General features: G+C 51.4%; 18 protein-coding genes. 9 read left to right on the top strand and 9 right to left on the bottom strand.

The annotated features are described in order from the left end of the window. Positions 1 to 27 precede the first annotated feature (27 nt). Entirely contained in the window at positions 28 to 729 is a 702-nt protein-coding gene (locus B156_RS0110860) for an SDR family NAD(P)-dependent oxidoreductase (RefSeq protein ID WP_026260755.1), read from the top strand. 83 nt (positions 730 to 812) lie between these two features. On the opposite strand, the gene B156_RS0110855 is transcribed toward B156_RS0110860, so the two are convergent. Next, positions 813 to 1,739: a sugar phosphate isomerase/epimerase family protein gene (locus B156_RS0110855; RefSeq protein ID WP_026260754.1), complete on the bottom strand. Its 927-nt coding sequence runs from the start codon at positions 1,737 to 1,739 to the stop codon at positions 813 to 815. Between the two features lie 143 nt (positions 1,740 to 1,882). Here B156_RS0110855 and B156_RS0110850 point away from each other — a divergent pair, with 143 nt between their 5' ends. Then, on the top strand, positions 1,883 to 2,845 hold the full coding sequence (locus B156_RS0110850) for a threonine ammonia-lyase (RefSeq protein ID WP_018619726.1): 963 nt from the start codon (positions 1,883 to 1,885) through the stop codon (positions 2,843 to 2,845). A gap of 460 nt (positions 2,846 to 3,305) precedes the next feature. Next, positions 3,306 to 4,319 carry a glycoside hydrolase family 43 protein gene (locus B156_RS0110845; RefSeq protein ID WP_245563719.1) on the top strand — a complete coding sequence of 338 codons (1,014 nt, stop codon included), beginning with the start codon at positions 3,306 to 3,308 and terminating at the stop codon, positions 4,317 to 4,319. 108 nt (positions 4,320 to 4,427) lie between these two features. Here the strand turns inward: B156_RS0110845 and B156_RS0110840 are convergent, their stop codons facing one another. Both B156_RS0110840 and B156_RS0110835 read right to left on the bottom strand, forming a co-directional pair. Then, positions 4,428 to 4,901 (bottom strand): WGxxGxxG family protein, encoded by a 474-nt coding sequence (locus B156_RS0110840; RefSeq protein WP_018619724.1) that lies wholly within the window; start codon positions 4,899 to 4,901, stop codon positions 4,428 to 4,430. 217 nt (positions 4,902 to 5,118) lie between these two features. Then, positions 5,119 to 5,532: a response regulator gene (locus tag B156_RS0110835; protein WP_018619723.1), complete on the bottom strand. Its 414-nt coding sequence runs from the start codon at positions 5,530 to 5,532 to the stop codon at positions 5,119 to 5,121. A 131-nt stretch (positions 5,533 to 5,663) separates the two neighbouring features. On the opposite strand from B156_RS0110835, the gene B156_RS0110830 reads away from it, so the two are divergent. Further along, positions 5,664 to 7,037 (top strand): erythromycin esterase family protein, encoded by a 1,374-nt coding sequence (locus B156_RS0110830; protein WP_018619722.1) that lies wholly within the window; start codon positions 5,664 to 5,666, stop codon positions 7,035 to 7,037. A gap of 352 nt (positions 7,038 to 7,389) precedes the next feature. Then, a complete protein-coding gene (locus tag B156_RS0110825; protein WP_018619721.1) occupies positions 7,390 to 7,629 on the top strand; it encodes a hypothetical protein in 240 nt (79 codons plus the stop codon). A gap of 501 nt (positions 7,630 to 8,130) precedes the next feature. Here the strand turns inward: B156_RS0110825 and B156_RS0110820 are convergent. Beyond that, positions 8,131 to 8,595 (bottom strand): hypothetical protein, encoded by a 465-nt coding sequence (locus B156_RS0110820; RefSeq protein ID WP_026260753.1) that lies wholly within the window; start codon positions 8,593 to 8,595, stop codon positions 8,131 to 8,133. A gap of 95 nt (positions 8,596 to 8,690) precedes the next feature. Beyond that, a complete protein-coding gene (locus B156_RS0110815; protein ID WP_018619720.1) occupies positions 8,691 to 9,386 on the bottom strand; it encodes a potassium channel family protein in 696 nt (231 codons plus the stop codon). 11 nt (positions 9,387 to 9,397) lie between these two features. On the opposite strand from B156_RS0110815, the gene B156_RS0110810 reads away from it, so the two are divergent. Genes B156_RS0110810 through B156_RS0110800 form a run of 3 tightly spaced genes read left to right on the top strand, consistent with a single transcriptional unit; the run spans position 9,398 to position 11,627 of the window. Then, positions 9,398 to 9,847 carry a GNAT family N-acetyltransferase gene (locus B156_RS0110810; RefSeq protein WP_018619719.1) on the top strand — a complete coding sequence of 150 codons (450 nt, stop codon included), beginning with the start codon at positions 9,398 to 9,400 and terminating at the stop codon, positions 9,845 to 9,847. Between the two features lie 38 nt (positions 9,848 to 9,885). Continuing rightward, positions 9,886 to 10,248: a DUF3471 domain-containing protein gene (locus tag B156_RS0110805; protein ID WP_018619718.1), complete on the top strand. Its 363-nt coding sequence runs from the start codon at positions 9,886 to 9,888 to the stop codon at positions 10,246 to 10,248. 47 nt (positions 10,249 to 10,295) lie between these two features. Then, complete coding sequence (locus B156_RS0110800; protein ID WP_018619717.1) at positions 10,296 to 11,627, top strand: PQQ-dependent sugar dehydrogenase; 1,332 nt, start codon at positions 10,296 to 10,298, stop codon at positions 11,625 to 11,627. A 58-nt stretch (positions 11,628 to 11,685) separates the two neighbouring features. Here the strand turns inward: B156_RS0110800 and B156_RS0110795 are convergent, their stop codons facing one another. Both B156_RS0110795 and B156_RS0110790 read right to left on the bottom strand, forming a co-directional pair. Continuing rightward, positions 11,686 to 13,434, bottom strand: coding sequence for a hypothetical protein (locus tag B156_RS0110795; RefSeq protein WP_018619716.1), 1,749 nt, complete (start codon positions 13,432 to 13,434; stop codon positions 11,686 to 11,688). Next, positions 13,424 to 14,032 (bottom strand): RNA polymerase sigma factor, encoded by a 609-nt coding sequence (locus tag B156_RS0110790; RefSeq protein WP_018619715.1) that lies wholly within the window; start codon positions 14,030 to 14,032, stop codon positions 13,424 to 13,426. Before B156_RS0110790 ends, B156_RS0110795 begins: the two co-directional genes overlap by 11 nt. 172 nt (positions 14,033 to 14,204) lie before the next feature. On the opposite strand from B156_RS0110790, the gene B156_RS0110785 reads away from it, so the two are divergent. Next, positions 14,205 to 14,906: a hypothetical protein gene (locus tag B156_RS0110785; RefSeq protein WP_018619714.1), complete on the top strand. Its 702-nt coding sequence runs from the start codon at positions 14,205 to 14,207 to the stop codon at positions 14,904 to 14,906. A 103-nt stretch (positions 14,907 to 15,009) separates the two neighbouring features. Here B156_RS0110785 and B156_RS0110780 read toward each other — a convergent pair whose 3' ends face one another. Together B156_RS0110780 and B156_RS0110775 are read right to left on the bottom strand one after the other, a co-directional pair. Further along, positions 15,010 to 15,741 carry a hypothetical protein gene (locus B156_RS0110780; protein WP_018619713.1) on the bottom strand — a complete coding sequence of 244 codons (732 nt, stop codon included), beginning with the start codon at positions 15,739 to 15,741 and terminating at the stop codon, positions 15,010 to 15,012. 251 nt (positions 15,742 to 15,992) lie between these two features. Then, on the bottom strand, positions 15,993 to 19,103 hold the full coding sequence (locus tag B156_RS0110775) for an efflux RND transporter permease subunit (protein ID WP_018619712.1): 3,111 nt from the start codon (positions 19,101 to 19,103) through the stop codon (positions 15,993 to 15,995). Positions 19,104 to 19,143: the final 40 nt, after the last annotated feature.

Here is a 19,143-nt window from a genome sequence, read left to right as displayed (position 1 = left end):
CCCGCCATTTTATTTTACAGCACCTTTATGGAGAACAAGAACATATTAATCATTGGAGCCAGTTCGGGCATTGGCCACGCACTGGCGCAGCAGCTTCAGGAAGCGGGAGCAACCCTTTTTACGGCGGGCCGTACCCAACCCGAGGGAATTCATTCAACCCATATGACCTGGGATGTTACCCGGACTCCCGCTGCGGAAGCCCTCAACCAACTGCCCGAAATCCTGCACGGGCTGGTCTACTGCCCCGGAACCATCAACCTTAAACCCTTTCACCGACTGACGCCGGACGATTACCGGCACGATTTCGAGGTGAACGTGATGGGTGCCGTCAGCGCCATTCATGCGGCTTATGCGACCGTCAAAAAATCCAAATCGGCCAGTATCGTACTGTTCAGTACCGTTGCTGCCAAACTGGGCATGGGAATGCACTCGTCCGTATCGGTAGCCAAGTCGGCGGTAGAGGGGTTGACCAAATCGCTGGCGGCCGAACTGGCACCGTTCAATGTGCGGGTCAACGCCATTGCTCCCTCACTTACGGATACCCCGTTGGCTGGCTTTCTGTTGGCCGACGATAATAAGCGTGAAGCAGGGAACAAGCGCCACCCACTCAACCGGTACGGCACCCCGCAGGATATCGCCGGCATGGCCGCTTACCTCCTCACCGATCAGGCCAGCTGGATAACCGGTCAGATAATCGGTATCGACGGCGGTATGGGGAGTCTGAAATAAGATTTATGGTATATGGTTTACGGTGGCTGACGCGAAAAGCACAATTATGCGTCAGCCACCGTAAACCATATACCATAAACTAACTACACAATTGGCCCTACGCGCTCCAGCAGGGCTTTTGATTTACGGATACCGTCGTACTCCTCCAGCCCACTCCCTTCGTATTCAATACCAATGATGCCCTTGAAACCGCTGTCTTTTACAACCTTCAGGATTCGGTTGTAGTCGGTCTCCACGCAGTTCCCATTGGCATCGAAATCGTAGAATTTAGCGGAAGCTCCTTTGGCGAAGGGCATTAACTCTTTGGTACCTTTATAGCGGTCGTATTCTTCAGCGCAGGTGCGGTTTTCGCCCCGCTTTATGCAAAAATTACCAAAGTCAGGCAGTGTTCCCACATTTTTCATACCTACCTGTTTCATCACACCGGACAGCCACTGACCGTTTGAGGAATACCCGCCGTGATTCTCCACGATGACGTTAATGTTCATAGTTTTGGCAAACTCACCCAGTTTGCTCAGGCCTTCAACGGCCGCTTTGGCTACCTCTTCGGCTGTACCCTGCCCGGCAGCATTAACCCGGATTGTTTTACAGCCCAGGTACTTGGCGCATTCAACCCATTGGTGGTGATTCTCAACGGCTTTGTTCCGCTCTGCAGCGTCCGAAGCACCAAGATTGCCTTCGCCATCAATCATAATCAGATTGTTGGTGATGCCATTGTCCTTGCAGCGCGTCAGCAGGTCGTTCAGGTAAGCTGTGTCTCGTGCTTTGTCCTTGAAAAACTGGTTGACATACTCCACAATGCTGATGTCGAACTCTTTACGGGCAATACCCGGAAAATCCAGATTGGTAATCTTTTTGCCAAACAGGGCCTTGTGCAATGACCACTCGGCCAGCGAAATATCAAAGAACAGCTTCTTTGTAGGGGCTTCGGCAAAAACGGATGGCAACAGAGCCATACCCGCCATTGTGCCTGCGGTCTGCTTTAAAAATTGTCGGCGATTGGTCGTCATGAGAAACGGATTTTTGGCGATAAATTCAGGTGAACTGTTTTCCATCGGTAAAGATAAAAACAGCTAAAAACTTACTCATTCGATTTGTTCCGGAGGCCAGGGTTTAACGTAGTGCAAAACGGTTTCCTGCGTAACTTGGCCCTATGATTACACTCGATACCATCCAGACAGCGCACGACCGCATCCGGCCCTACATTCACCGTACCGCCGTACTCACCAATCAGACGATTAATGACCGCGCCGGGGCGGAGCTGTTTTTTAAATGTGAAAACTTTCAGAAAATAGGTGCCTTCAAAGCACGGGGTGGGCTGAATGCCGTGTTACAGGTAGCGCAGAGCAAAGAAGGAGCGGCCATTACCACGCACTCGTCGGGTAATCACGCGCAGGCCGTTGCCTTTGCCGCCCGCCAGGTGGGTCTGCCTGCCTACATCGTGATGCCCCGCACGGCTCCGACCGTAAAAAAGGCGGCCGTATTGGGATACGGAGCCGAAGTAATCGAATGCGAACCAACCCTCGACGCCCGCGAGGCCGGGGTTCGGGACGTGATACAACGGACGGGAGCCGTACTGGTTCACCCGTTTGATGATGACCGCGTGATTGCCGGACAGGCCACAGCCGCTAAAGAACTGATTGAGGATGCCGGACTGGATGGTCTTGGGCAGGAGCGGCCGTTCGATACTATCCTGGCTCCCGTGGGTGGGGGAGGGCTACTCAGCGGAACGGCCCTGGTTACCCATTACCTGTCGCCGACAACCCGCGTCATTGCCGGAGAACCCGAGGGCGCTGCCGATGCGGTTCTATCGTTTCGGAGTGGGCAGGTGGAGAAAGCCCCGTACATCAACACCATTGCCGATGGCCTGATGACCACCCTGAGCGAACGGACACTGGCCATTATCCAGGCGCACGTTACGGATATTCTGACGGTATCAGATGCGGAAATTATTGCCGCCATGCGGCTCGTCTGGGAGCGAATGAAAATCATTATCGAGCCCTCCTGTGCGGTTCCCCTGGCCGCCGTATTGAAACATAAGGAACAATTTGCCGGGCAGAAAATCGGCATTATCCTAACGGGTGGGAATGTGGATTTGGGAAGGTTGCCGTTTTAGGAGTAGTCTGTGCAGGATATAGTAAACAGTTGAACGACGGGGACAATCCACTTAGAATACTGCTGCTACTACCGAGGTGGGGCTATTCAGCCAATTGGTAGTACGCTCATAACGTTCATTATTCCAGAAGGCCGATAATGACTCAATCGACCAGGTTGTTAGGCTATCATCCGGGAACTCCAGTGTGAACAAAAATAACGTCGGTAACTTCTGGTACTAAACCCGGGGTGGGTACCCTGCTAAGGCGAGTGAAGTGCTTTGCAGCCGCTTCTGCGCACGCTATAGGGTGAAGATACGCTAATCATTGCCGATATTGCCTACGATACCGCCCATCCAAAGCCTGATGATGGGAACAACACACGGTAGGTAAAAATTTATGCTTTCAATGATGAAGCTTACACCAGTATTCATTGGCTTGATTTTCTGCATAGGAAGCGCTTTAGCCCAACCTAAAAATGGATTGGGCTCGCAAGGCGCTCCGGTTCAGGAATCGTTTAAAATTGATGAGACCAAAAACGTCTGGATGCTGACCTACTTTCGTCAGCGGTATCCGACCCGGATTGAGATTGATGCGAAGGGAAATACCGTGGAGGTTCCCTTACCCAATCCCATGTTGATCAATAAGTTGCACATTGCCTTGTCCAACGATGGACGTCATTGGACGCCCTTAAACGACAACAAACCGGTTTGGGAGCAGCATGTTCGTGATCCGTACGTTCGGAAGGGGCCAGATGGGCTTTGGCGAATGTTGTCAACGGGTGGAGGAAGCGGCAACGACCGCCAGAAGGTGGGACCAAGCTGTCTGTATATGACATCCAGGGATTTGGTTCATTGGCAGGTTGAGGGTGCTTTACCCCTAATGAAAGATGTACGGGATGAAACCGGAGCCTTAGCCCGGAATATTTGGGCGCCCGAATGGTTTTACGATGAAAAAACAGCTGAGTATGTCTTATTCTGGTCGTCCTCCTTCAAGGATGCCGGCTGGAAAGAAAGCCGGCTCTGGGCCTGCAGAACCCGTGATTGGCAATCATTTACCGCTGCTCAGGTATTTTTTGCTCCTCCCTACTCGGTTATTGATGGCACGTTGTTAGCGGATAAGGGAACGTATTACCTGTTTCATAAGGAGGAGGAATTCGGGGCCAAAACCGGTGAGCGAAGGGCCATCCGGGTGGCCACCTCAAAAAGCCTTGAGGGGCCGTATACCCTGATTGAAGGACCTTTGAATAAGGGGCAGATTGTTCCGGTCATTACCGAAGGGCCAACGGTAATTAAGGACCCCATCAAACCTGGCTGGTTACTGCTGTATGATTATTGCATGACGGATCGGTTTGGTGCTTCCTACTCGCCCGATTTGATTCACTGGAGCGTTAAAGAAGACGTCCATTTCCCGCCTGAAGCACGGCATGGGTGTATCTCGCTATTAACCGCTGAGGAAGCAAAGGAGTTGCTCAAAACGTACGCAAATAAGCCTTAAGCAGGCTTTTGTCTAGTAAACAGCTGTGATTCTTGTGGCTAAGAAACGAGAGGAATTTTATTTATGAAATTCCTCTCGTTTCTTAGCCATTTTCCTCTACATGGTTAACTAAACAGGTTTATCTGTGCGCTCATTCGTGCGCTTAGGCCCAACCCAACCTACCAACCCAGCCAGGCCAAAATAACCGACCCAGTCAAAGTTTGTCTCATGATCTTCAATATCCTCCTGACTGCGTCTTGCCGAATTGTCTCCACTAGAACCTTGCCCGGCCGGTTGATTTTGGCTAAGAGCAGGCGTTACACTGGAGAGGGTTGCGCCTGAGGCTAGTAGACTGGTAACAATCACGACTGTTTTTATCGTTGCGTTGTCCCGGTGCCGATTGCGCCTGAGCCCCAGTAAGCCCGCTAAGCCAAGCAGGCCAATCCAGCCGTAACTATTGGACTCATCATGGCTATCCCGTTGCGCAGCGCCCTGATAAGGATCTGAATTTTCGTTGCTTTGCGTCTGACTCAGTGCGGGCGTAACACTTGCTAAAAATGCGGCCAGGAAAAACAGCGGAACGGATGTGCGTACTTTTTTCATAACGGTTGAGATGACAGATTAATGGTTACTGATAACGAGTATAATTTGCCTACGTTAAGAAGTAGTAGACGTTGCGGTGAAAACGTGCGTACCAAGGCTGGGTACACGAAATTCTGGGGATTAATGAGGGAATGGTACTAGGGTGATAGTCATTAGTTTAAGCCGTTGCGTAGCTACCACCGCTGGAACTAAGCCCCCTTATCCTACCACTCGGTAATTAGACCAGTGCCTGCAGTAGCCCCCCGAGTTGGACAACTAGCTTTTCGTACTGAATTTCTTTGGGAATGACTAATTCGTAACCGATTTGCTGACACTTAACGTCATCAACGGGCCGATCAGCAGTGGTCATAATAACTACGGGAATCGTGTGCCAGGCGGGTGTTTGGCGTAAAGACGCCAGGGCTGCGTATCCCTCATGCAGGGTCATGTTCCAATCCATAATCAGTAGCGAAGGCCTGGGGTAAACCTGCTGCCGAAGAGCCGCGAGCAACTCGCCTTTGTGTCCGAAAAAATACAAAACAGCGGTTGAGCAGGCTTCGCCGAACGCCTGTCGGTATTGCTTGTGATCATCGGGCTGATCACAAGCAATAAAAACAACCGGTATAGAGGTCAACTGACGATACGTTTTCATGAAGAATTAACACTGTACGTAGTCAAATGTGTTTGTCCCGGTAGGTGTGGGCCATTACCTTACTTCATTTATGGCAGAAAACACCTTTTGCTGTCGGCTTCGCTTTTCTCTGGCAAAACGGCTAACCAGTTATGAAAACAATGTTGTACACAATGGCTTGTTTGGTAAGTGCAGTACAAGCCTGCCAAACGGAATCGGTAGAGCGTCAGCAGAAGGATGAATCGGTCGTTGCGGCTCTCCAACAGGCAACCCGACCGTTGCAGACCGAGCAGGATCTGGATAGAGTGCTGGCCGACATCGGAAATGCGCGCTACGTTTTACTGGGCGAAGCCTCCCACGGAACCGCCGAATTTTACCAGTGGCGGGCCGCAATTACCCAGCGGCTGATTCAGGAAAAGGGTTTTACCCTCGTACTGGTAGAGGGCGACTGGCCCGACGCCTATGCCCTGAATCAATACGTGCAGGGGCAGCGAACAGCCGAACGAGCCTCGGACGTGTTGCAGGCGTTTGATCGTTGGCCGACCTGGATGTGGGCTAACACCGAAATTGCTCAACTGGCCGATTGGATGCGTACTTACACTACCCAGACGAACCGAAACGTAGCTTTCTACGGGCTGGATGTGTACAGCCTCTGGGAGTCGCTCGAACAACTGACGAGCCAGCAAGCCACCGATCCGCAAACGGCCGAACTGGCCCGCCAGGCCCTCCAGTGTTTTGGCGGCTACCGGGGAGATGAACAGGCCTACGCAGTGGCAACCCTGCAGGGTACGCGCTGCAACGATGCCCTGACGCTGCTCCTGAACCACGTGCAGACCCGTTATGCCAATGCAACCGACACAGCCAGCTTTAACCTGGTTCAAAATGCGCTCGTAGCGGTCAACGCGGAGCAGTACTATTACACCATGGTGCGCGATGATGCCGAGTCGTGGAACATTCGGGATCGCCACATGGCCGCTACGCTCGACCGACTCACGCAACTCCACGGACGGGACAGTAAAGTGATTATCTGGGCGCATAACACGCACGTAGGCGATGCCCGCTACACCGACATGGCGCAGAGCGGGATGGTCAACCTGGGCCAGTTAGTGCGCGAATCCCATGCCGGTGAGGGCGTTTATATCCTTGGTTTTGGTACCTACCAGGGCGAGGTTATTGCCGGGGATTATTGGGGTGCAACGCCCGAACGGATGCCCGTACCAGCCTCGCCCGACGGTACCTGGGATGCGTTACTGCACCAGGTTTCGCCGGCCACTAAATTTGTGCGGCTGATTCAGGTACGCACGGACTCACTGCTGGCGCAAACCCGTGGGCAACGGGCCATCGGCGTGGTGTATAATCCATCGGCCGAAGCTGGGAACTACGTACCTACCCGGTTGGCGGAACGGTACGATGGACTGATTTTCATTGACCGTACCCAGGCGCTCAGTCCCTTGTCCGTTCAGAACCAGGCAGGTAAAGAACCTGGCAAGGCCCCGGTGGGTGCGTACGCGCTTATCAATGACTAAACAATGAACGGAACCAGATAACAACCTGTAAATCTCACCCCCTTACAAGCACTTAAATCGCATGAAGTAAACCAGTAAATACCGCCAGTGTCAGCCGTTTGGACAACCACAACCCTGGTGACGAGGCCTTTAACCACGCCTGTAAGTCGTAGATTGTTAAACCAATTCAGTTCAATAAATGAATCGACAGGTTTACGCTGCTTTAACCCTATTGGAGAAACGCTGACAAGTGCCGATAACCAGAACAGGTCGGTCGGGAACCGTTTAGAAAGCCCTTACAGATGCCCCAAACTTTCTTTTATGCGCACAGTTAACAAAAAAACATAACACGTACCCTTACACACAACTCACTATGGAAGACGAAGATAAAGAAGCCATTATTCGGGCCAAACAGGCCATTTCGCCAGCAGGACTGGGCGACCGCTCCGACAAGGCAACAACCCTTCCCGGCAATGACTCGCCCGAGGATACCCCTTTGAGCGGTATCGATCCAACCCCATCAGAGGATGATCAGGATGATGATACAACAACGACACATCCAAACCGAAACGCCAATGGCAAACCCGACATTGACAAGCCTCCTTACAGTTAAACAAACTACAAATAGGGCGTCTTCAGAAGAAGGCGCTTTTTTTATGGACGCCATCCTGACCGTTACTTCACGTAATAGATTAATGCTATACATCTATCCAGATAGGCCCTTTCAGGCAACGCGTTGCTATACCGGTAAAAGCAGGCTGATGCGTCAGGTTGTAGAGAAGACATAGGGCCTACCGGATATTTCTGAGCGTTGAGGAGGCTTGCGCGGAAATCTTCGACGACACTGAGATTTAGTATAACCAGACACGTTTTTGCTATCCGTTTCTTCTGATTGGTAGACACCAGCCCTATATTTTACCCTTGCCTTACTTTACTACAAAGGAACGTTCAGATAGTAAATAGATAGGTATGGAAGTTATCAAGCCATTGCTTGAGACGTATGAACATTAAGATGTCTTCGCCCAGGGCTTCCTTAATCCGGATGATGGTTTTCAGTTCCAGGTTATGAGTGCCACTAACCCATTTACTGATTTCTGATTCTGACCTGGGGAAATTACCGTTCTAAAGTCAGTCTGCGCAGGTTGTAGAACGTTTTAAAATAAGCCGTTCGCTCAAACATGAAGGGACCAATTGCCTGATAACGCGAGAGGTTGGGGGCGGAATAGTTTGTTTCATACCCAAAGTCGTGCCAGATGACCTGCTTCTGGGTTACCTCGATTTTGGCCGTTACGGCCCCACAGCCAATGTCGCCACACTCTGGGCAAACGTAAAAACTCATTCGGCCGGTTGTCAATTCGGGCGGGATAAGGCCTAGGAACTCGTCTATCCGGTCATTTTCGTACCATTTATCCGGTATCCAGCCAAAGATGCCAACCTGATCAGCCATAAAAGCGCCAACCCGTTCGCCAAGTGACTGACCTGAAACAATAAAATCTACGTACTTTATTTCGGCTTTTGATAACCCACCCTTAACTAGTTCTCCAGGCCGGTGTCTGTATCCTAACGTGAGTATATCCATATAAGCGGGGCGAGTAAGCCCGGTGGTTCCGAGTGGGGTTGACTACCTGTGGCTGGCGCGGGACCATTGCTCAAATCAGGCACTCTGCTCAGCTTTCAGTCGGTTTCTGATGAATCCGCCACAATTTTATGGTTAGACGAGAATTTACTGATCAGAATACCAATCAGAACAACGGAATAAAATTGACCTACAATGCCCAGCAACGCTGTGGTTAACCGGGTGTGGTGCTGGTTGGGCGTGATGTCGCCAAAGCCGATACTGGTAAAGGTGATGCTGCAAAAATAAACGAAGTCCATGAACGTACCTGCCGGACTACTGATGTCGATCCCCTTGAACGAATGGACATCGTTGTAGTAAAAAGCCTGAAACAGGAAAACGCTGATTTCAATCAGTAGTAAGTAGCCGCAGGCCGATGCCGAAATAATATCAATATCGATGTAGCCGGGCTTTACCAGAAAACGGCTAATTTCGATGAAGATAAAAATGAAGAAGACAACGTAAGTTACATTTAACAGGAGCATCACTGTCAGGAAATCAGTGGCGTAGGTCAGAGCAAGCGGCAGCAGAATTGTCAGCACGAAAAGTATATTTCTCAGTATGATTTTATGCCTACTTTTTCCAATGAAAACACCGGTACTGAAAATGCCCAGCACGGCCATGTTAATCGGCCAGATTATTTTGGTGTAAGCCGGTAAATCTGATAGGAAAATGCCGATAAACAGGTGCTGGAGCAACGCACAAAGGAGTAACTCGTATTTGCGCTTCCGAAAAAAAATACCTAGTTCCCGCATCCTTTCAATGTATGATAGTAAAATATACCATGTCGACTTCCTTTTCCATACGGCCTGTTGCTCCCGAACAAACATATCCCTTACGGCATCGGGTACTGTGGCCTGACAAGTCGCCCGAATACGTAAAAGTAGAAAATGATGCTGAAGGTTATCATGCTGGGGCATTCTGGCAGGATGAACTCATTGCGGTTATTTCGCTCTTCGTAGCCTACGGAGCAGCCAATCCGGGCCGGGCCCGATTCAGGAAGTTTGCGGTCCATCCCGATTATCAGGGTCAGGGCATTGGTACAGCACTGCTCAACCACGTTATGGCCGAAGCGAAGCGGTTAGGCGCTGTTTCTCTGTGGTGTGATGCCCGGCTGGACGCGGCTGATTTTTACCGCCGGTTTGGAATGGAGGCCGTTAGCGAGGTTTTTTACAAAGGCCTAATTCCCTATGCCCGATTTTCACGTACCTTGTAGCACTACTTTTCCGGTGAACCAACTAATCTGACAAACGCATGAAACAATACCTGACGCTCGTACTGCTCAGTAGCTTACTGTCAATTGGCACCGCAGCCAGCGCCCAAACGACAGCAACCGATTCGACGGCTCTGAAAGCCTATGTTGGTACGTACACCTTCGGGGAGGGCAGCCCCGTGCGTAAATACGTTGTGACGCTGAACAAAGGCGACCTGTTCGGGCAGGCGGATGATATGGGTAGTAACAAACTGGTGAAGAAAGAAAGCGACGATACATACCAGTCGACCAGTTCCTACGGCTCAGTTATCACGTTTAGCCGGGATACAGCCACAAAAGCAATTACTGGCTTTAAGATGGCTGTTCAGGGAGCCGAACTAGCCGCAAAAAAAGATAATCCGTAACCAAATGGTTGCTTTCATGGTTGAGAAATCGAACGTATTACTCAACCATGAAAGCAACATCATTTCTTTTGACCGGCGTTGCCGTGTCGGCTCTCCTTCTGGGCTGTAATCAGAAAAAAGAAACCAACCAAACCGCGGATACCGTTACCACCGCCGATACCAGCCTTACGTTACCGGCTCCCTACGCCACCGAATCAGCGAAGAACTTTAGTAATGTCATTGGCTGGCCCGATGGTAAAATGCCCCAGGCTCCGGCCGGTTTCACCGTAACTGAATTTGCCCGTGACCTGGTCAACCCCCGCTGGATTTACGTGGCCTCAAACGGCGATATCTTCGTGGCCGAAGCCAATACGGAGCCCAAAGGCGTTAAAGATGAAGTTGTCAACACCGTAACCGGCAAAAGTAAATCGCAGCGGACAGCGGCCAGTGCCAATCGGATTACACTTTTTCGGGATACCAACAAGGATGGTAAACCAGACCAGCGCGAAGTATTTCTGACTGGTCTTAACCAGCCCTTTGGGATGCTGGTGCTGGGCAATAGTTTCTATGTGGCCAACACCGATGCCCTGATGCGGTACGACTACAAACCGGGGCAGACTAAACTGACTACCCCCGGCCAGAAAATTCTGAACCTCCCCGCCGGGGGATACAACAACCACTGGACCCGCAACCTGCTGTCTAGTCCCGACGGCAAGAAAATATACATCTCCGTAGGGTCGGCGAGTAATGTCGGGGAACACGGGCCAAAAGAAGAGGCACGTCGGGCCAATATCCTCGAAATCAACCCGGACGGTACCGGTGAGCGCATTTATGCCAGTGGGCTGCGTAACCCGGTCGGTATGGACTGGCAACCCACCACAAACGTCCTGTACACCGCCGTTAATGAACGCGATGAACTGGGCGATAATCTGGTGCCGGATTACCTGACCAGCGTGAAAGAAGGCGGCTTCTATGGCTGGCCTTACTCGTATTACGGGCAGAATGCAGACCCACGCCGGAAAGGAGAACGACCTGATTTGGTTCAGAAAGCCATAATACCCGATGTCCCCTTAGGGTCGCACACGGCTTCGCTGGGTTTGGCTTTCTACCCGGAGGGAGGTAACGGCGCCAGTAGCTTTCCGGCTCACTATCAGAACGGCGCATTCATTGGGCAGCATGGGTCCTGGAACAGGACGCAGCTGTCAGGCTATAAGGTTGTCTTCGTGCCCTTTCGGAATGGGAAACCGGGCACGCCGGAGGATTTCCTGACGGGTTTTCTGGCGGGAAACAACAAAGATGCATACGGTCGGCCGGTGGGTGTAGTCAAATCACCCGACGGGGCATTGCTCGTGGCCGACGATGTAGCCGGGCGAATATGGCGGGTGACCGCCAGCAACTGAGTAACTGAAAGGGAGCAAACATCGTTTGCTCCCTTTCAGTTACTACCAGGTCATCTGCCTAAAATTGATAGAAAACACGCGCCCGAAGGCCCAGCATGGTACTTTTTTGCCAGTCGGAATCGGATGTCAGGGGTAAAACAAGGAGAGGGCTGCCCTGTAGTACCCAGTGGCGGCTTTGCCATTCCAGACTCGTACCCAACGTAACTGTGTTCAGTAAATCTACCGGACGACTTTGCTTGAAACTAGCCTGATCAAAACCCCGGGGAGAGTCACGGAAGTAGAAGTCTGCTTTCTCTACACTGCTCAGATTAACGTACGTACCAACTGTTGGCAGCAGTGCCAGGGTGCGGCCGAGAGGAATACGGTAACTGAGGCTTAGTGGTATCTGGAAACGCTGAACACGGGTGTCAATGTTCAGAATATCCTGAGGGTCTAGTTTCGGATTGAGCCCGCGACCAAATTCTTTCTGAAAATTCCGGTGGGTCCGGTTGTCAAAATCACTGGCCGTTATAAACAACCCACCCAGATACGTTGCTTTGCTCAAGCCTACACTTAGTGCCCAGTGTTTATTGAGTTGTATCTCGCTAAAGGCACCGACACTCCACATATGGGCGTCAACATCGCTGCCTACCCCAACTCTGGGTCTGGCAGCCAGTGGAGTGACGGGCTGGCTGGCGGGTGCTTCTGCGTTTACCGCCCTGGCAACGGGTTGGGTGGCCACGGGAGCCGGTGGCTGAACCAGACGCATCCGTATCGCCCGCTTTACCAGGGCTGAATTCCAGTCACGGTCGGGCAAAGACAGCGGTAAACTGGTTGCCAGTTTATACGTTTCTGATGCTTCCGTACCAGTAGTCACCGCTGGCTCAGATGGATTCATACCTGCCCGGTCTGATACCGGCGCTGTCGTTTCCTGCGGCTGCTGCGTTGGTTTAGCCGACTGACCATAGGAATTGGATGGACTACCCGCCTGAGTGGTGGTCAATGGGTTTCGGGCGTAGCTGTTCCTGTTCGTTATAGCCCCGTTTCGGTCGTCAGTAGCCTTTACTGGACTTGGTTCAGACGTTTGACTCCTGGTTTCAGCATTGGCCTTAGGCTGCGCTGAAGCCGATTGACGAACTGGTTCGCTGGCAACTGCCGACGGAGTTGAACTGGGTTGGTTAATAGTTAAAGGAGTAGAGGAAGCACCATATTTATCTGTTTTGAGGTTCTTGCTTGATTTAGTTTGGGTACGTGCGTCACCGACCGAAACCGACGTCCGGTTCGCAATAACATCGCGTTGTTTAGGAGGGCTATCCATTTGTTGGGTAGCCCGCTCATCCGTTGTTTCCTGCCGTCCGGAATTAAGCAACGCGTCAGAACCGGTACTGGCAACCGTATCCTGATTACCGGGTAATGGTTGGTTCGCCTGGATATCCGACTCGGCCTGGGGGGCTGGCTGCGAACGATACTGACTGTCCAGCGTCGACAAAGCCGAACGGTTGGGCGTTATTGATGCCGGGGCCGGTTGCGTAGCCACCGACTGTTGTTTGAGTTGCCCCACTGTTTCGCGCAGGGTATTAATCTCGCTCCGTTGCCAGAGACTGAAGGCAATCAACACGACGGTGCTGACGGAGGCCGCTGCCAGCAGCCAGGGAGAACCCGACCAGACACCACCACTAAAGGGTGTGCCAGTGGTGGGTGAGCCAGGCTGGGGCGGCATTGCCTGCTGAAGCGATGCCTGCATGCGCGTCCAGTCTTTGTCGGTAAATTCCGGTCGAATACTTTCCAGTTTTCGCCGGATAATATCGGAAAAGCGGTCAGTTTTCATGATAGGGAATGGAGGCACCAGGGCCTGAGTTTTCGTAAGAAGAATAAGCCTGTTTGATGAGTATCTGTAATTTTTGCCGGGCACGGGCGTAGTTGGAACGGACAGTCGCTTCGTTATGCTCCAGTATGCCAGCAATTTCGTGCAGACTGTACCCGTCCACCACGTGCATCATAAACACCGTTCGGTAGTTTGGGGTTAATTTTTGAACCAGGGCCAGGATTTCCTCGGCTGCAATCTGATCAACGATATTATCGTCAAACGAAACCTGCTCACCGGCTTCCAGCGATGTGTGTTGCTCATACCGGCTGTTTTTACGGTAATGGCTAATGGCCGTATTGACCAGAATGGTGCGGAGCCAGGCCTTGAACGGTAGGGCATCGTTGTAGCCGTCCAGATGTTGGAAAGCTTTCAAAAATCCTTCATTCAGCACGTCTTCGGCTTCTTCTACGCTGGATGTGTACCGAAGACAGATACTTTTGGCGTAACCAAAAAACTGCTTGAACAACGCTCTCTGCGCACGCGGGTCATTCGCGCGGCAAGCCTGAATGACACTCAGAAGGTCATTCTCAGCAAAGGGAGACGATTTCCGGAAAAACAAAGTCTGGTCAGATTTACGGGTATACCCTGGTTACGGTGAAGTACGCCCTGCAAACGCACAACGTTGCAATTGTTGATTAAAGTTGTTAAAATTTAAGCAAATCTGCCACAATTGACTCATTTGGTACGTACTGATAAAAAATGGGTTTATTCACCCCGTTTGCTGTGGCTACATGAATGTGCTGGTAATTGGTGATGAACATACGTACGGGTATGGGCTTACAAAGGGCAGGCTTAGTTTTATTGGACATTTTATTCGGCAAACCAGGGGTACCGGCCAGTCGGTATCAGTCGATGTGTACGCTCATCTGACAATGGCGCAGGTGGTATCCACCTTAGCGCAGCTGCCGCTCAGCCGCTACGACCTTATTATTCTTCAACTCGATCAATTGCTCATTCAACCCATTGGGCAAGACTGTATGAATGCGCCTGGCTTAGCTATGCCCACGCTTCCTTATGCCCTTATCAACCAGCCCGGGGCTGACAGAAAAACAGTATTCACTGGTCTGAGAGCCCTTGGTATCCTGGTCCGTTCGTTCATAAAGCCGGCCCGTACGCTGCCTATAGCGGGGTTAATGAAACAATTACGGCCTTACCAGCATAATGTACTCATAATAACGCCACTTCCGCACCGGAATAGGTTGACCCGATGGTTGCGGCTACGGGTGCGGGCGTTGTTACTGCGGGAATCGGAAAAACAGACCGTTAGTGTATTCGATGCCGATAGGGTTATCCGCCCGCAGGAGGAGTATTTTTTACCAAACGATACCGAGCACCTGAGTGCGGTCGGCCATGAGTTGCTGGGGCGTTCGTTATTCGATTTTTATCTGTCGGCTCCTACCATCATTACCATACAATCCACTCGCCGGGACTGATTTCCTTGATCGCATACGTTCGACAGAACTTTGTGGTAACGGGATGACAATCCAACAGGCCGTACGTACACAGCCAGTTACCAAACCCCCGGCCTTGGTTCTTTTACCTGGCTCCCGCTTTGGACAGATAGGGATCGAGACTTATGTCGTTGATTGAGTTCTGATTAATGGAATAAAAGACTCGGTTTAAGGCCTTTATTTGCAGGTTCACCGTGTGAATCATCGAATCGGCATTCGCATGTACTTTCGCAGAGTCGGTAGCCACGAATCGTCCGGACGTTGTCATATAATCATAAATGTCGATTTGAACGCCCTTATGATCGTTGAACAGGTGAAGGTTGTTGGTTGCGTTTTCTTCCAAGTTAAACACGGCCAGTATGGAGGCATGCAACGTGGTAAACAAAGCAACCGTCACAAATAGGAACCGGGTACTTTGACCCGTATTCGCCCAGCCCCGATTGGCAATAAAAGCGAGTAGACCCGCCAGCATCAGGGTCATAATCAAGCTACTGCCGACTATACCAATATAGGCTACGTAAAAGCGGACAAGCCGCATTTTGAAGAAATCTTTTTTATGCTGAAGGAAATAATATTGATATTGGAAAACCTGCGTGCGAAAGCTGGAAAGCCGGGGATAGGGTTGACGAATTTCGAGTTCCATCAAACTATCGGCCTGTTGGTAGGGCTTCAGGTATTCGGTCTCTGCGCGGTGCCCGGCAGCGGTATAAATGGCGAAAAAACAGCCAATATTCAATAAGATACAGACGGCAATAATGATTGCCTGTTTAACCAATTGATTGAGTGTGGGCCACCAGGTAACCAGTTTCGCTGCCATTCTGATTCATTTGGTTGATCAGTGGAAGGTAGCTATTTATTGATGTGTACCCCGCAGGTTATTTAGTCAACGGTTGTTGCCAATCCCCATTCTGTCAGCTGGTTACAGCCGTTGGGTAACACTAGCACATCGTAGCCCTTAACCCGCCGTAGGGGTCCGGTACGGCTGAGAGGATACGAAAAAAATGGGGTGAACCTGAATTAAACCGGTTCACCCCTGTATGCTACTAAAAACTGGTCAGTGTTGCTGGTTTAAGCCGGTACGGCCAGCTCTTCCGGTTTGGTCTCATTGTCCGGTTTTGGCTCCTCTGGTTTCACGTCCTTCCGGCGACTCATATAGGTATAAATAACCGGTACTACGTACAACGTCAGTATTAGCGAGAATAGCAAACCACCCACAATAACGATACCCAGTGGCACCCGGCTTTTTGAGGCTGAACCCAGCGCCAGCGCCAGTGGCAGGGCACCGAAGGCCGCTACCAGGGTGGTCATCAGAATAGGGCGTAAGCGCAGGGCAGCCGACTCGGCAGCGGCTTCAAACTTATTCTTCCCAATCAACCGCTGCTCATTCGCAAACTCCACAATCAGAATACCATTTTTGGTAACCAGACCGACCAGCATGATAATGCCAATCTGGCTAAAAATATTCAACGTCTGGTTAAACATCCATAAAGAGAATACCGCTCCAGCCAGTGCCAGGGGTACCGTAATCATGATGATGAGCGGATCGATAAACGAATCGAACTGGGCCGCCAGAATGAGGTAAACCAGAATAAGGGCCAGACCAAACGCAAACAGGGTGTTGCCGGAGCTCTCGGCGTAATCCCGCGATGGGCCAGACAGTGACGTCTGGAAACTTTGGTCCAATACCCGGTCTGCAATGGCCCGCATGGCGGTAACCCCGTCGCCAACGGTTTTGCCGGGAGCCAGACCTGCCGATACCGTGGCGGATTTAAAGCGGTTATAATGATACACCTGTGGCGGACTGCTCACTTCCTGAAACTTCACCAGATTGTCTAGCTGAATTAACTGACCCTGGTTGGAGCGGACGTAGAGCGAGGCCAAATCCACCGGGGCATCGCGGTCGGCGCGGTCTACCTGACCAATTACCTGGTATTGTTTGCCATCCTTCAGGAAGTACGCCAGCCGACGGTTACTGAGGGCCAGTTGCAGTGTTTGGGCTACATCCTGCACCGAAATACCCAGGTTCGTCGCTTTCTCACGGTCGATACTGATGTTTATTTCGGGCTTATTGAATTTGAGGTCGACGTCGGAGTTCTCGAACGTAGGGTCTTTCTGCACTTCCTCCAGGAACGTCGGCAGCTTCTCGCGCAGTTTCTCGAAATTGAGGTTCTGAACTACAAACTGAACCGGTAGTCCTCCGCCCCGTCCTACCTGAATGGTCTGGTCCTGGGTGGCAAACATCTTGGCCTCATTGAAGTTTTTGAGGTTCTTATTCAGGTAGTCCACAATTGTTTGCTGCGACCGGGTTCGCTCGTCGGGTTCAAACATGTTAACGATGACGAATGACGAATTGACGGCACCTGCCCCTGTAAAACCGGGGGCTACTACGCTGAATGCGAGCTTACTCTCGGGTATTGAATCGAGCACGAAATTCATGACTCGGTCGGTCACTGCGGCCTGTGGTTCGTAACTTGTGCCTTCGGGCGAGGTGATCACCACGCGGGTTCGGCTGCGGTCTTCCAGCGGGGCCAGTTCAGATTTGAGCAGGGAGCCTATCCCAACAATAAGCAGCAAACAGGCGCCAACCATAACCAGTGCGTACCACCGCCGATTCATGAAGCTGGTTAATGACGACCGGTAGGAGGTATCCAGCCAGTTGAAAAACGGTTCGGTTTTCTGGTAAAACCACGACCGCCCGTGTTTTTTGCTGGTTAATTTGACACTCAGTACGGGTGTGAGGGTGAGGGATACGAAAGCGGAGATGAGAACAGCCCCCGCTACTACAATCCCGAATTCCCGGAACAAACGGCCTACGAACCCCTGTAGAAAGATAATGGGCAGAAACACAACGGCCAGCGTGATGGACGTGGCGATAACGGCAAAGAAAATCTCGTTGGCCCCTTCCTTTGCCGCTTTATCAACATCCATGCCTCCCTCAATCTTCTTGTAGATATTTTCGGTTACCACAATACCGTCATCCACCACCAGGCCCGTTGCCAGCACGATACCCAGCAACGTGAGGACGTTAATACTGAAGTCGGCCAGATACATGATGAAAAAGGCCCCGATGAGCGATACCGGAATGTCAATGAGGGGTCGAAACGCAATGAGCCAGTCGCGGAAGAAGAAATAAATAACCAACACCACCAGCACAAACGAGATAATCAACGTTTCGCCCACTTCCTCAATGGCCCGCCGAATGAACCGGGTGCGGTCCAGGCCGACGCTCGCAATGATGTCGTCGGGTAAGTCGCCTTTCACCTGGTCGAATCGCTTGTTGAACTCATCGGCAATTTTGACGTAGTTGGCACCGGGCTGGGGAATCAGGGCCAGAATAACACCCACGGCGCCATTCTGCTTGGAGATGGTTTCCTCGTTCTCGGCACCGATGATAGCATATCCAACATTCTTGAGCCGTACGATCTGATTGCTCGTCTGCCGGATAATGAGGTTATTGAAGTCATCCTGAGTTTTGAGCCGACCAACGGCTTTTACCGTTAGTTCGGTGGTATTACCGTACACTTTTCCGCCGGGTAGTTCAACATTTTGGGCGTTCAGGGCGGCCTGGATATCCTGCGTCGTCAGCTTATAGGCTGATAGTTTGATGGGGTCAATCCAGAGCCGCATAGCCTGGCGCTTTAAGCCATAAATATTCACCTGACTGATGCCGGGAATGGTTTGAAACCGCTCCTGAAGCACATTCTCCGCGTAATCCGATAGCTCCATCGGGTTCCGGGTCGTACTCTGCACATTCATGAAAAGAATCGGCTCGGAATTGGCATCCGCTTTGGTCACTACGGGCGGGGAGTCGATGTCCTGCGGCAGTTGCCGCTGTGCCTGCGCCACCTTATCCCGTACATCGTTGGCAGCCTGTTCCAGGTTAGCGTCGAGGTTGAACTCAACCGTAATCGAGCTGGCTCCCAGGGCGCTATTCGAGGAGATAGTCCGGATGCCTTCGATACTGTTCAGGGATTTTTCGATAGGCTCGGTAATCTGCGACTCAATAATTTCGGGGTTGGCACCCGTATAATTCGTCCGCACCGAAATAACCGGCGGGTCGATGGCCGGGTATTCGCGCACCCCCAGAAAGGTAAAGCCAATAATCCCGAACAATACGATGATGATCGACATCACCATCGCAAACACGGGCCGTTTCAAACTTAATTCGGGAAGACTCATGGTAAGTTTGTTAGTTGATGGTTGACGTTTGATGTCTGCT

Origin of the sequence: Spirosoma luteum DSM 19990 (assembly GCF_000374065.1) — a bacterium.
Lineage (GTDB): Bacteria > Bacteroidota > Bacteroidia > Cytophagales > Spirosomataceae > Spirosoma > Spirosoma luteum.
Note: the sequence above shows the minus strand (reverse complement) of the source record. Positions and strands in the feature narration are given on the sequence as shown.

Coding starts and splice junctions, on each gene's coding strand:
- B156_RS0110860 (WP_026260755.1), top strand. CDS start 28: ATGGAGAACAAGAACATATTAATCATTGGAGCCAGTTCGGGCATTGGC.
- B156_RS0110855 (WP_026260754.1), bottom strand. CDS start 1,739: ATGACGACCAATCGCCGACAATTTTTAAAGCAGACCGCAGGCACAATG.
- B156_RS0110850 (WP_018619726.1), top strand. CDS start 1,883: ATGATTACACTCGATACCATCCAGACAGCGCACGACCGCATCCGGCCC.
- B156_RS0110840 (WP_018619724.1), bottom strand. CDS start 4,901: ATGAAAAAAGTACGCACATCCGTTCCGCTGTTTTTCCTGGCCGCATTT.
- B156_RS0110835 (WP_018619723.1), bottom strand. CDS start 5,532: ATGAAAACGTATCGTCAGTTGACCTCTATACCGGTTGTTTTTATTGCT.
- B156_RS0110830 (WP_018619722.1), top strand. CDS start 5,664: ATGAAAACAATGTTGTACACAATGGCTTGTTTGGTAAGTGCAGTACAA.
- B156_RS0110825 (WP_018619721.1), top strand. CDS start 7,390: ATGGAAGACGAAGATAAAGAAGCCATTATTCGGGCCAAACAGGCCATT.
- B156_RS0110820 (WP_026260753.1), bottom strand. CDS start 8,595: ATGGATATACTCACGTTAGGATACAGACACCGGCCTGGAGAACTAGTT.
- B156_RS0110815 (WP_018619720.1), bottom strand. CDS start 9,386: ATGCGGGAACTAGGTATTTTTTTTCGGAAGCGCAAATACGAGTTACTC.
- B156_RS0110810 (WP_018619719.1), top strand. CDS start 9,398: ATGATAGTAAAATATACCATGTCGACTTCCTTTTCCATACGGCCTGTT.
- B156_RS0110805 (WP_018619718.1), top strand. CDS start 9,886: ATGAAACAATACCTGACGCTCGTACTGCTCAGTAGCTTACTGTCAATT.
- B156_RS0110800 (WP_018619717.1), top strand. CDS start 10,296: ATGAAAGCAACATCATTTCTTTTGACCGGCGTTGCCGTGTCGGCTCTC.
- B156_RS0110795 (WP_018619716.1), bottom strand. CDS start 13,434: ATGAAAACTGACCGCTTTTCCGATATTATCCGGCGAAAACTGGAAAGT.
- B156_RS0110785 (WP_018619714.1), top strand. CDS start 14,205: ATGAATGTGCTGGTAATTGGTGATGAACATACGTACGGGTATGGGCTT.
- B156_RS0110780 (WP_018619713.1), bottom strand. CDS start 15,741: ATGGCAGCGAAACTGGTTACCTGGTGGCCCACACTCAATCAATTGGTT.
- B156_RS0110775 (WP_018619712.1), bottom strand. CDS start 19,103: ATGAGTCTTCCCGAATTAAGTTTGAAACGGCCCGTGTTTGCGATGGTG.